11 protein-coding genes (1 of these 11 running past the window's edge) are annotated in these 10,994 nt (G+C 64.5%); 5 read left to right on the forward strand and 6 right to left on the reverse strand.

Translation table 11 applies throughout. From position 1 onward, the window contains the following. A protein-coding gene (gene clcA, locus EL255_RS17395; protein WP_042652975.1) for a H(+)/Cl(-) exchange transporter ClcA crosses the window boundary here: on the reverse strand, window positions 1–1,007 show its 5' portion. 388 nt of this gene lie to the left of the window's left edge; the window shows 1,007 of its 1,395 coding nt (coding positions 1–1,007); it begins with the start codon at window positions 1,005–1,007; the stop codon falls past the left edge of the window. 226 nt (window positions 1,008–1,233) lie between these two features. On the opposite strand from clcA, the gene hemL reads away from it, so the two are divergent. Next, on the forward strand, window positions 1,234–2,520 hold the full coding sequence (hemL, locus tag EL255_RS17400; RefSeq protein WP_042652976.1) for a glutamate-1-semialdehyde 2,1-aminomutase: 1,287 nt from the start codon (window positions 1,234–1,236) through the stop codon (window positions 2,518–2,520). A 217-nt stretch (window positions 2,521–2,737) separates the two neighbouring features. After that, on the forward strand, window positions 2,738–3,550 hold the full coding sequence (locus EL255_RS17405) for a hypothetical protein (protein ID WP_042653308.1): 813 nt from the start codon (window positions 2,738–2,740) through the stop codon (window positions 3,548–3,550). A gap of 81 nt (window positions 3,551–3,631) precedes the next feature. Here EL255_RS17405 and EL255_RS17410 read toward each other — a convergent pair whose 3' ends face one another. Together EL255_RS17410 and EL255_RS17415 are read right to left on the reverse strand one after the other, a co-directional pair. Further along, a complete protein-coding gene (locus tag EL255_RS17410; protein WP_042652977.1) occupies window positions 3,632–4,534 on the reverse strand; it encodes a sulfite exporter TauE/SafE family protein in 903 nt (300 codons plus the stop codon). A gap of 265 nt (window positions 4,535–4,799) precedes the next feature. Next, the gene (locus EL255_RS17415; RefSeq protein ID WP_042652978.1) at window positions 4,800–5,504 is read right to left on the reverse strand and encodes a phosphatase PAP2 family protein; all 705 of its coding nucleotides are present in this window, start codon (window positions 5,502–5,504) and stop codon (window positions 4,800–4,802) included. 214 nt (window positions 5,505–5,718) lie between these two features. Between EL255_RS17415 and EL255_RS17420 the strand changes: the two genes are divergently transcribed. Beyond that, complete coding sequence (locus EL255_RS17420) at window positions 5,719–6,234, forward strand: DUF2937 family protein (protein ID WP_042652979.1); 516 nt, start codon at window positions 5,719–5,721, stop codon at window positions 6,232–6,234. Window positions 6,235–6,303: 69 nt separating this feature from the next. Here the strand turns inward: EL255_RS17420 and EL255_RS17425 are convergent, their stop codons facing one another. Further along, the gene (locus EL255_RS17425; RefSeq protein WP_042652980.1) at window positions 6,304–7,185 is read right to left on the reverse strand and encodes a LysR family transcriptional regulator; all 882 of its coding nucleotides are present in this window, start codon (window positions 7,183–7,185) and stop codon (window positions 6,304–6,306) included. Window positions 7,186–7,342: 157 nt separating this feature from the next. Here EL255_RS17425 and EL255_RS17430 point away from each other — a divergent pair, with 157 nt between their 5' ends. Continuing rightward, window positions 7,343–7,756 (forward strand): SMR family transporter, encoded by a 414-nt coding sequence (locus EL255_RS17430; protein WP_042652981.1) that lies wholly within the window; start codon window positions 7,343–7,345, stop codon window positions 7,754–7,756. Then, on the forward strand, window positions 7,744–8,064 hold the full coding sequence (locus EL255_RS17435) for an SMR family transporter (RefSeq protein WP_042652982.1): 321 nt from the start codon (window positions 7,744–7,746) through the stop codon (window positions 8,062–8,064). Before EL255_RS17430 ends, EL255_RS17435 begins: the two co-directional genes overlap by 13 nt. A 79-nt stretch (window positions 8,065–8,143) precedes the next feature. Here EL255_RS17435 and gloA2 read toward each other — a convergent pair whose 3' ends face one another. Both gloA2 and mrcB read right to left on the reverse strand, forming a co-directional pair. Beyond that, a complete protein-coding gene (gloA2, locus tag EL255_RS17440) occupies window positions 8,144–8,545 on the reverse strand; it encodes an SMU1112c/YaeR family gloxylase I-like metalloprotein (protein WP_042652983.1) in 402 nt (133 codons plus the stop codon). Between the two features lie 41 nt (window positions 8,546–8,586). Beyond that, on the reverse strand, window positions 8,587–10,908 hold the full coding sequence (mrcB, locus tag EL255_RS17445; RefSeq protein WP_042652984.1) for a penicillin-binding protein 1B: 2,322 nt from the start codon (window positions 10,906–10,908) through the stop codon (window positions 8,587–8,589). Window positions 10,909–10,994 lie beyond the last annotated feature (86 nt).

Consider the following 10,994-nt stretch of genomic DNA (forward strand, 5'->3'; position numbering starts at 1 on the left):
AGCCGCACCGAGAAGATGAGGAACAGGGTCGCCATCGCATACTCATCGCCCATCAGGTGCGGGATCAGCTCGGTCCCGCCCCCCGTGACCGAGGGAGCAAACAACGACAGCACGCCGAAGGTGCCCGCCACCAGCATGCCGATGGCGACGAAGCGGTGGCGCTTGTTCTGATGCAGGGCCAGATAGCCGTCCTGACAGGCGAGCACCAGCTTGTTGAAGACGAATCCCAGCACGCCGAAACAGCCACCCATGAAGAGGAACAACCAGAGCGCCTTCAGGGTAGGCGCATCGTAGTGAGGCAGGCTGATCACCGGCGCCTGCCCCTTCATGTTTTGCAGCATCAGGGTCGCCATCACGGCCGAGATCCCCACCGCCTTGATGGCGAGGAAGGAGTAACGGAACTGGGGCCGCATCTCCTCCATCACGAACAGGATCCCCGCCAGCGGCGCATTGAAGGCGGCGGCGAGGCCTCCCGCCGCCCCCGCCGCCAGCAGGGCATGGCCATGTTCCTTGGGCAGCCGGAAGATATCGGCCACCATCTTGCCCAAGTTGCCGCCAATCTGTACCGAGGGCCCCTCCCGCCCCAGCACCATGCCCGAACTCAGGGTGCAGATGCCGCCGAAGAACTTGACCGGCAATACCCGCCACCAGCGCACCGGGCGCAGCTCATCCATGGCCCCTTCGATCTCGGGGATGCCGGAGCCGCCCGCTTCCGGGGCAAAGGTGTGGGTGAGGAAATAGCCGACCAAGCCCAGCAGGGCACTGAACCCGAACCCCAGCAGGCCAAGCTGCCACCAGGGGCGATCGGCCAGCAGCGCGAGACGCTGCTCGGCCATCCAGTGCACGCCGGATTCAAACAGCCCGCATACCAGCCCGGCCAGCATGCCCACCAGGGCGGCGAGCAATAGCACCAGCAGCGGCATCTTGTCCTGCTGGATGAGGCGCCGCAGGGCGGGCGGGCGACGCGGCGGCGGAGATTCAGAAGAGGGGGGCACTTGTTGCTGCATGGGAGACCACGTTCATATCTTACCAGTTTCAAGAAACACCCGGCCCATGGCCCGGCTGCCCTGCACAGCGGCTTTCTGCTATAGTCGGCCCGTTTTCCTGTGTCACGGAGCGAGCCAGCGGCCCGGGTAGCGAGAGCGCAAAGCATACTCCTCCCATCCCTGGCTGCCGAGCCGCAATCGGCTACCGCCCCCAGTGTGACATCCAAAATCCCATTAAGGATGATCCATGTCAAAATCAGATCAGCTGTTTGAACAGGCCCGCCAGACCATTCCGGGCGGCGTCAACTCACCGGTCCGCGCCTTCAATGGGGTCGGCGGTACTCCCCGCTTCATCGATCATGCAGACGGTGCCTATCTCTATGATGTGGATGGTCAGGCCTATGTGGACTACATAGGTTCCTGGGGCCCCATGCTGCTCGGTCACAATCACCCCGCCATCAAGGCCGCGGTGATCAAGGCGGTGGAGAAGGGGCTGAGCTTCGGCGCCCCCACCGAGATCGAGGTGCTGATGGCCGAGAAGGTGCGCCAGATAGTGCCCTCCATGGAGCAGGTACGGATGGTGAACTCCGGCACAGAGGCGACCATGAGCGCCATCCGGCTGGCCCGCGGTTACACCAACCGCGACAAGATCGTCAAATTTGAAGGCTGCTACCACGGTCACGCCGACTCCCTGCTGGTCAAGGCCGGCTCCGGCGCCCTCACCCTGGGTCAGCCCAACAGCCCGGGCGTGCCCGCCGACTTTGCCAAGCACACCCTGACCTGCGTGTTCAACGATCTGGCGTCGGTGCGCGAGGCCTTCGAACAGTACGGCAGCGAGATCGCCTGCATCATAGTCGAGCCGGTGGCCGGCAACATGAACTGCATCCCGCCGGTGCCCGGCTTCCTGGAAGGGCTGCGCGCCATCTGCGACGAGTTCGGCGCCCTGCTGATCCTGGATGAGGTGATGACCGGCTTCCGCGTCTCCCTGCGCGGGGCGCAAGGTCACTACAACATAGAGCCGGATCTCACCACCCTCGGCAAGATCATCGGGGCCGGCATGCCGGTCGGCGCCTTCGGCGGCAAGAAAAAGGTGATGCAGTACATAGCCCCGACCGGTCCTGTCTACCAGGCCGGTACCCTGTCCGGCAACCCGGTGGCCATGGCCGCCGGCCTCGCCATGCTGGATCTGCTGCAAGAGCCGGGTCTGTATGAGCAGCTGAGCGCCAAGACCGCCCGGGTGGCCGAGGGGCTGAAGGCCGCCGCCGCCAGGCACGGCATCCCGCTCGCCATCACCCACGTGGGCGGCATGTTCGGTTTCTTCTTCACCGACGAGACCGAGATCACCCGCTACGAGCAGGTGACCCGCTGCGACATGGAGCGCTTCAAGCGTTTCTACCATCTGATGCTGGCAGAGGGGGTCTACCTGGCGCCGAGCGCCTACGAGGCCGGCTTCCTGTCGCTGGCGCACGGTGACAAGGAGATCGAGCACACCCTGGCTGCCGCCGATCGCAGCTTCGCCAAGCTGGCAGGCTAAACCGCACCTAAATAGCAAAGGGCCCTCAGGGGGCCCTTTTTTTTCATCCTCGCCCCGACAAGGCCCTCCCCTCACGCAACTCCCCTTTCTGGTGCGATCTCAGGGCGCCCCACCGCGCTTTGCCACCCCTTGGTGCAACATGCGCCACTCTGGCTGTCATAAAGCGGGCCCACTATTTGCACCAGCTAGTGCAGGAGCCCACTTGACCGAGGTCTATATGGCAGAGATGAGCCCCATCGATGTGCTGCGGCGCTATCAGGAATATGAAGCCGAGCTGGCCCCCCTGTTGCTGGGCCTGCTCACCCTGCCCCAGGATTCCCTCAAGGGCTATCCCTTCGTGCAGAGCATAGGCCAGAGCCAGGCCGCGCCGGCCATACTGGCCCCCGTCCCCGCCCCACAGGCACAGCTGCGACTGGTGGTGCAGGGCCATGGCCGCGAGCTCGGCATCAACCTGCATCAGCTGATCGCCTGGCTGATGGGGGACAGGGAGCGGCGCCGCGCCATTCCCTGGTTCAGGGCGGTGTACGTGGTGCTGAGCCTGGCGCTATTTCTCATCGTCGCGACCCTGATCTGGCATGGCCTTGAGCAGATCTACCTGCTGCTGTGCGGCACCCAGCCGAACCGGCTCGGCGCCTTCAGCGCCATCATCTTCCTGACCCTGGCGCTGGCGGTGTTCGATCTGGGCAAGACCATTCTGGAGGAGGAGGTGCTGCTGCATAAGGACATCTTCCGCCACAGCGCCATCCGCCGCACCATCACCCGCTTCATCGCCGCCATCCTGATCGCGGTCTCCATCGAGGGCTTGCTGCTGCTGTTCAAGGGATCGCTCGGCCAGATCGAGCTGCTCTGGCCGGCGGTGGGGGTGATGGGTTGTGCGGTGGGGCTGCTGCTGGCGCTGGGGCTCTATGTCTTCCTCGGCGCCAAGGCCGAGGCGGCACTGGTGCAGGCCAGCCTGCGCCGCCCACCCGCGGAGGAGAGCGACGCCGGCCCACTCGCCAGGAGGCGCGGCTGGTCCAGGAGACATAAATGATGGCAGAGACCATCCGCCGTGCCGGCATCCCCTTGACGGGCTGTGTCCATGTACCCCGGCCAGCCCAGTCCTATACCCCTGCTAGCCTGCGCTCTCGGCCAGCTGGGAGCGGGGCTGATGGCGCGCCGCGCGCCAGGAGGCGTACATGGTCCAGGAGGTATAGATGACGACGAAGGCCACCAGCCATTTCAGCATCTCCATGTCCATGGACTGCACCACCATGGCGGCCAGCACCACCCCGAGCGGGCCGAAGATGGCCACCGCCAGCACGGCCCTGGCATCGAAAGCCCCCCGCCGGATGAAGGTACCCGCCGAGAAGACGCTGAGCACGGCGGTGGAGCCCATCATGATGGGGAAGGCCGCCATGGGGTTCATCCCCAGCAGATAGACCAGGGTCATGCAGGGGGCGAACAGGCCTATGCCGACGTTCATCAACACCCCGAACAGGAAGTTGCCGAGCAGGGCTATGGCCAGCTTGTAGCCCGTCAGCCCCATGGCCTCGCCGCCGAGGGGGAAGAGCCCCAGCAGCCCGGCGAAGATGAGCCCGGCCACCACCAGCAGGGAGACCGCCATCACCAGGCGGATGGTCTGCCGGTCGAAGGCCGCGACACGACTCGCCCCCCAGGCGGCTCCCGCCGCCGCCGCCGCCATCATGCCGATGAGGGTGAGCGGATCCACCTTGACCGCGCCGATGAAGATCAGGGACTGGGTCACGGTCGGCAACACGCACTGGCCGTTGAGGGTGCCGGGCAGCAGCCGATCATCGATCAGCTTGAACTGCTTGTAGCAGGCGGTCTTCACCGCGAAGCTGCCGACCCCCAGGGTATCGAGAAAATTGGCGACGAAGCCGATGCCCGCCACCGGCCAGAAGGGGGTGGGCTCCAGCTCGCCCAGGCGCCGCTTGTGCCACCAGGCATGGATCAGCATGAAGATGAAGACCAGGGCGCAGCCGATGAAGAGCAGGCGCAGCAGATTGATTAACATTGGGGTTCTCCAGCAAGGGCGGCGATTCTAAGGCAGCAGAAATAAAAAAATCTTGGTCAGGATCAACCATTCACCCCATGCCAACGATTCAGGGGGCCAGGTCCGGGCAGACGAGTTCGAACGGCTCTGCTAATACTTGTCGATGAGGGCGCAAGCCCGGGGTCATCGGTCGTAATTATGGTCATTTCGCGACGACCACAGTCGCCGATGGTGCATAACCAAAAGAAGGCGGTTTTCAGCTGCCTTCTTTTTTATTGCGCCCCCCTCAGCCTCGTAGCCGATGGCCCAGGGGCAACCAGCGGGGCAGCCAGGGCTCGAGGCGGTCGATCAGCCGATCCGAGCAGGGCGTCAACAACAGCAGCGGCAGACAGAGCAGGGCGAGACAGAGCGCACCGACATAGATATCCGTCAGCCAGTGAGCACCGGCGAGAATGCGGGGCGCCGAAAACAGCGGCACCATCAGCACCGCAAGGATGCCGGCCCAGCGCGGCAGATAGCGCAAGGCAAACCCGGCGAAGATCATCAGAAACAGCGCATGATCGCCGGGGAAGCTGTCACCGGCAGCATCCTTGGTGGGGATGGCACTGAGCTCGGTCAGCCGCAGCGCCCCTGCCACCGTCAGGGTGGGACTGGGACGCTTGACCGGCAGCAGATGACCCAGCTGGTTGATCAGCAAGGCCCCCAGCAACATGACAATCCCCATCGCCACCAGACGACGGCGCTCCTGCCCATAGGCCCGGCCGAAGCAGGCTGCCAGGATAGCGCCCATGCAGGTCAGCGTGGCCAGATCGAACAGACGGTTGTTGGTGATGGCGACCAGATCGGCCCAGCGGGAGTATTGGCCCAGCCAGCCGTTGACCAGCCGGAAGGTGGAGAGATCCCATTGGTCCCATGGACCATGGCCCGGCAGGGCGGCCCAGCTGATGGCGATCAGGCCCCCGACCAGATAGAAAGGTACGAACTTGCTCATGCGAGCCTCCCTTCGAATGCGAAAAAAGGTCACATGTTAAAACATAAAATTCGTGATTCAAATCACAAATTCGTGGAAGGCAATGGGAGAGGAATACCCTGCGAAATCTTATTCCGGCCACGCCAGCTGACACCCACGCCGGATGGAGACACCACCTTGGCTCGCCCCCCCGTTGCGGCTAGTATGACCACTCCCTCTCTTCAGGATGATGACGATGCGCAGTTACCTTCGCATGATGCTGTTTGCGCTCGGTTTGCTGGCGGGTGTGCAGATACCTGGGCTGATCGATCTCTACTACCAGCGGCTGGATGCCCGCCTGCAGCAGGCCGACCTCAGTCTGGCGCCCTTCCAGGGCACCGCGGATCGGTATTTCGGCGGCGATCTGGCGGCCCTGGTCGACCACTACAGCACCAACCCGGATCCGGTGTTTGCCCAGGATGCCGCCAGCCTGCAGCATCTGGTGAGCCAGCAGCAGCGCCTGCAACAGGAGCGCGCCTTCCAGGACAAGCCCTGGTACCAGCAGCTGTCCCACCTGCTGCTGCAACCGGATCCCCGGCTCTGGCAGGATACCCTGCACAACTACAGCTATGTGGTGCCGCTCAAACAGGCCGCCATCTTCTGTGGGGTGGTGGGGGGTCTGCTCGCGGCCCTGCTGGGGGATCTGCTGCTCGGCATCCTCTGGCTGCCCTTCCGCCCACGCCAGCCCGCACCGCGCCATGGCCTGCGCTGAGCCGGCGTCAGTTCAGATCAGCAAGAGGGGCCCCAGGGCCCCTCTTGCTTTCCCCCTCCCCCGAGGCGGCTACTCGAAGGGCTCGAGATAGGCCTGAATGGCCTTCTTCAACCAGGCCAGCACCTTGCCATGGTGGGCATTCTCCGACAGATAGACCCCGTAGTCCCGCCACTGCAGGCTGAACTTGTGCTTCAGGGTCAGCAGCTCCCCCTGCCGCAGCTGGCTCTGGATCAGCGGCGACGGCAGCACCGCCCAGCCGAGCCCGTCCAGCACCGCATCCCGCATCAGCTCGAAGCTCGACAGGCCGATGTGCTGGCCGCCGATGGGCAACAGGCTCTTGACCGAAAACTCGTCGACGTAGGAGAGCGTGACCTGGGTATGGCCGGTCAAGTCCTGCTGTAGCACCCGCTTCAGGCCGGCCAGCGGGTGGCTCGGCGCCACCACCATCAGGGTACGGATCGGATTGAGCACGTCGATATTGAGACCGCTGCGCTCCTGCTCCTCAGTGATGAGGCCAAAGGCGGCATCCACGAAGCCCTCCTCCACCAGAGCGGGCAGCTCGGGGGGCGAGGCCAGCACCAGGGAGATGCTGGTGCCGGGGAACTGGCGACGCAGGTTGCCCAGCAACTCGCGCCAGACCGGCTCGGGGATGGCGTCGTCCCGCGCCACTCGCAGCGCCACCTCGGCGCCGGAGGCGTGATGCTCGCACTTGAGTTTCAGGCTGTTGGCCGCCTGCAGCAACCGCTTGCAGTCGTCCAGCACCTGCTCACCGATCTCGGTCAGCCGGCTCTGGTTGGCCCCTCGTTCGAAAAGGTCGACGCCAAGCTCGATCTCCAGTGCGGCGATCGCCGTGCTGACGGCGCTGCGACTCTTGCCAAGACGCCTGGCCGCGTTGGCGATCGAGCCGCTGTCTGCTGATTCTACAAAGAGTTGTATCTGATAAAGCTTCATGATCGCGCTCTGATGGCGGAGTGTTCCAGAGTCAGATTACCCACCCCCTTTTGGCAAGGCAAACCGTCAGCGTTCGAATAGTCGACGCTCAGCGATTCCTGCGCCCCGCCCCAGCCCGGCTATCCTCTCTCCCGTCGCAGCAACAAAAGGAAATTTTATGTTATTCAGACCGCTGTTTTTAGCGCGCACCTTCTTGACGGGCGCCATCCTGACCGAGGTGGCAGGCACCTCCAGCATGGCGCTGATCCCGGAGAATGACGCCGGTTGGCTCAACTACCTGCCGATGTGGCTGCTCATCTCCTTCTCCTATCTGCTGCTGGCCAAGGCCGCCAAAACAATCTCCATTGGTATTGCGTTCGCGCTCTGGGAAGGGCTGGGGATCGCACTGATCACCACGGTCTCGGTGCTGTTCCTGGGCCATGACCTGAATGCCCAGGAGTGGGTCGGGCTGGCGCTGGCAATAGTGGGTATTGTTATGGTGACTATGGGTGAGAGCCACGACGCGCCGCTGGCCCGTCAGGCTGAGCCCACGGGCCCGTTCGGCGGGGAGGAGGCGACATGCACCCCTTGATCATAGTGCTGGGCGCGGCCCTGCTGGATGTGGGGGCCAACATGGCCATCAACCGCTCCCTCGGTTTCCGCCACAAGGGCTGGGGTTTTCTCGGCATACTGCTGGTGCTCTGCGCCTTCACCATGCTCAGCGAAGCGGTGAGCACAGGCCGGATCGATCTGGCGGTGGCCTATGCCACCTGGGGCGCCATCGGCATACTCGGCACGGCGCTCGGGGGCCTGCTGCTGTTTGGTGAGCGGCTCAAGCCCGTCGGCTGGGCCGGCATCCTGGTCATGGCCCTCGCCGTCGGGCTGCTGACCACGGCCTGACCTTCGCCACTCGCCCATTAAAAAAGCCGCCAGGCAACGCCTGGCGGCTTTTTGGGTTTGTGGCAGCCCGCGAGTAGGGTTAGCGGCCCGTCTCGTAGAGCTCAAGCGGCAGGCCATCGGGATCGGCGAAGAAGGTGAAGCGCTTGCCGGTCAGCTCATCGACCCGCACCGGCTCCACCGCAATCTGGTGCCGCTGCAGATGGGCGATGACGGGCTCGAGCGCCTTCACCCGAAACGCCAGGTGGCGCAGGCCGCAGGCCTCCGGCCGGGAGGGCCGCGCCGGCGGCGCCGGGAAGCTGAACAACTCCAGCTGGCTGCCGTCGGGCAGCGCCAGATCCAGCTTCCAGGACTCGCGCTCGGCACGCAGGGTCTCGTTGATGATGGGCAGCCCCAGCAGCTCATGATAGAAGTGACGCGAGCGGCCATAGTCGCTGGCGATGATGGCCAGGTGATGGATGCCATCGAAGAGGGAAACCGTCATATTCACTCCAGAGAGACGGGCGGCCAGGCCGCCCGTCGTCGTTAGTTGAAGAAACCGCTGAACCAGTTATCCAGCGCGTTGACCGGGTTGATCACCGGGCTGGCGCAGCTGGCGGGTGCAGGCAATCCTGCCAGCTTGGCCGGCACCTGCAGACTGCCTGGGCAATCGCTGGCGACCCGGGCGCCGCTGGAGCGGGAGAAGTTGGCCCAGCTCACCCCTTCCGGCATCTTCAGCCCCAGGCTGTTGACCCCGCGCTGGCTCATGTAGCCGCTGAACAGCTGCAGGGCACCGCTGGCCCCGGTCAGCCCGGCGGGCTGGTTGTCATCCCGGCCGACCCAGATGCTGACCAGCTCGTTGTTGTCCATCCCGGCAAACCAGGAGTCCCGCAGCTCGTTGGTGGTGCCGGTCTTGGCGGCCATGGTGGCGCCGGGGAACTTGGCGCTCAGGGCGCGGGCCGTGCCCTGGCTCACCGTCTTGGTCATGGCGAACAGGGTCAGCCAGCTGGCCTGCTGGTCCGTCACCCGCTTGGCGGCCTGATCATGCTGATAGAGCTGGCTGCCATCGCTGTTGATGACGGCGCGGATGGCCGACAGCGGCTGGGTCAGCCCCTGGTTGGCGATGGGCAGGTACATCTGGTTCACCTCCATCGGCGACAGTGCCACCGCCCCCAGCACCAGCGACGGATAGGGCTGGATATCCTGATCGACCCCCAGCTTGTGCAGGGTGTCCACCACCTTGTCCAGCCCCACCTGCAACCCCAGGTTGACGGTCGGCACGTTGAGGGAGCTGGCCAGCGCCTCCATCAGCGGCACGCTCTGGCGGAACTTGCGATCGTAGTTCTGCGGCGTCCAGATCTGGCCATCCTGACCACGGATGCGGATAGGCTGATCCTTGAGCGGGGTGCCCAGGGTCAGGCCATTGGAGAGGCCGGTGAGATAGACCGCCGGTTTCACCAGGGAACCTATCTGGCGACGGGCATCCAGCGCGCGGTTGAAGCCGGCGTAGCGCGGATCCCGGCCACCCACCATGGCGACCACCTCCCCCTTGTGCCAGTCGGAAACCACCATGGCCGCCTCCAGCTTCTTCTTGCCACGCTGCTTCTCGATGAGGGCGAGGCCGGACTCCACCGCCTGCTCGGCGGCGTGCTGGGCGATGGGATCCAGGCTGGTGAAGATCTTGAGGCCGGACTGCTTGAGCAGATCCGGGCCGAAGCGGCTCTGGATCTCGCGCTTGAGCAGCCCCATGAAGGCCGGGGTACGGCCATAGCTCATCTGGCCCCGGGCGATGATGCCGAGCGGCTGCTTGCTGGCCAGCTCATATTCGGCCGGTTGCAGGCTGCCATGATCCATCAGCAGCTTGAGCACCAGATCCCGACGCGCCTTGGCTCGCTCGGGGAAGCGCCAGGGATCGTAATAGGAGGGGCCCTTCACCAGCCCCACCAGCAGCGCCACCTGATCGATGTCCAGCTCGTTGACCGGGATGCCGAAGTAGAAGTAGGAGGCGAGCCCGAAGCCATAGACCCCCTGGGAGAAGTTCTGCCCCAGATAGACCTCGTTGAGGTAGGACTCCAGGATCTCGTCCTTGCTGTAGCGGTAGTCGATCAACACCGCCATGTAGGCTTCCTGCAGTTTCCGCCACAGGCTGCGCTCCCGGGTCAGGAAGAAGTTCTTGGCGAGCTGCTGGGTGAGGGTACTGCCCCCCTGTACGGTGCGACCGGCCAGCAGGTTGGCCGCCATGGCGCGCATGATGGCCACCGGCGAGACGCCGCCGTGCTGGTAGAAGTCCCGATCCTCGGTGGTGAGCAGGGTGATCAGCAGGCTGTCCGGCACCTCGGCGATGCGCACCAGCAGGCGATCCTCCCGATCCTCGGTGTTGAGTCGGTCCAGCAACACCGGGTCCATCTGGGCATAACCCAGCTGGCGCTGGGTCTCCAGGGACTGGATCCCCTCCAGCCGGGCGCCGTTGAAGGTGAGCCGCAGGCCGCGGGCGCCGTCGGCGCCGTCAGAGAATTCGAACGGACGGCGGACCAGCTCGATGCGATTGCCGTTGATGGCGTACTCGCCCGGGGTATGGGGCTGGCGCACCTGCTTGTAGCTCAGCATGTTGAGCTCGCGCAGCATCTGGGCCTGGGAGATGCGCTGGCTGGGATAGAGCTCCAGCGGACGGCTGTAGACCATCACCGGCAGCTGCCATTTCTCCCCGTCGAAGCGCTCGCGTACCTTGGTATCGAGGTAGATGCCAAATACCACCATGAAGGCGCCCACCACCAGGGAGAGCTTGAAACCAAGCCAGAACAGCTTGCGCCAGATGGTGCGGTTGGGCGCCGCCTTCTTGGGGGTACGCTTGCGTTGTTGCGTTGCCATGAATCCTCTTTGCTATTCGTTATGTCGCCATCGCGGGCGTAGTCATTATCTCATTGGTCTTGGCGAGAGCCGTAGGGCCGATTGCG

Origin of the sequence: Aeromonas encheleia, assembly GCF_900637545.1 — a bacterium.
GTDB lineage: Bacteria > Pseudomonadota > Gammaproteobacteria > Enterobacterales > Aeromonadaceae > Aeromonas > Aeromonas encheleia.

Bases quoted from the DNA above. Each gene is read 5' to 3' on its own strand.
- EL255_RS17425 (WP_042652980.1), bottom strand. From the start codon at position 7,185: ATGAAGCTTTATCAGATACAACTCTTTGTAGAATCAGCAGACAGCGGC.
- EL255_RS17410 (WP_042652977.1), bottom strand. From the start codon at position 4,534: ATGTTAATCAATCTGCTGCGCCTGCTCTTCATCGGCTGCGCCCTGGTC.
- EL255_RS17415 (WP_042652978.1), bottom strand. From the start codon at position 5,504: ATGAGCAAGTTCGTACCTTTCTATCTGGTCGGGGGCCTGATCGCCATC.
- hemL (WP_042652976.1), top strand. From the start codon at position 1,234: ATGTCAAAATCAGATCAGCTGTTTGAACAGGCCCGCCAGACCATTCCG.
- gloA2 (WP_042652983.1), bottom strand. From the start codon at position 8,545: ATGACGGTTTCCCTCTTCGATGGCATCCATCACCTGGCCATCATCGCC.
- EL255_RS17435 (WP_042652982.1), top strand. From the start codon at position 7,744: ATGCACCCCTTGATCATAGTGCTGGGCGCGGCCCTGCTGGATGTGGGG.
- mrcB (WP_042652984.1), bottom strand. From the start codon at position 10,908: ATGGCAACGCAACAACGCAAGCGTACCCCCAAGAAGGCGGCGCCCAAC.
- EL255_RS17420 (WP_042652979.1), top strand. From the start codon at position 5,719: ATGCGCAGTTACCTTCGCATGATGCTGTTTGCGCTCGGTTTGCTGGCG.
- EL255_RS17430 (WP_042652981.1), top strand. From the start codon at position 7,343: ATGTTATTCAGACCGCTGTTTTTAGCGCGCACCTTCTTGACGGGCGCC.
- EL255_RS17405 (WP_042653308.1), top strand. From the start codon at position 2,738: ATGGCAGAGATGAGCCCCATCGATGTGCTGCGGCGCTATCAGGAATAT.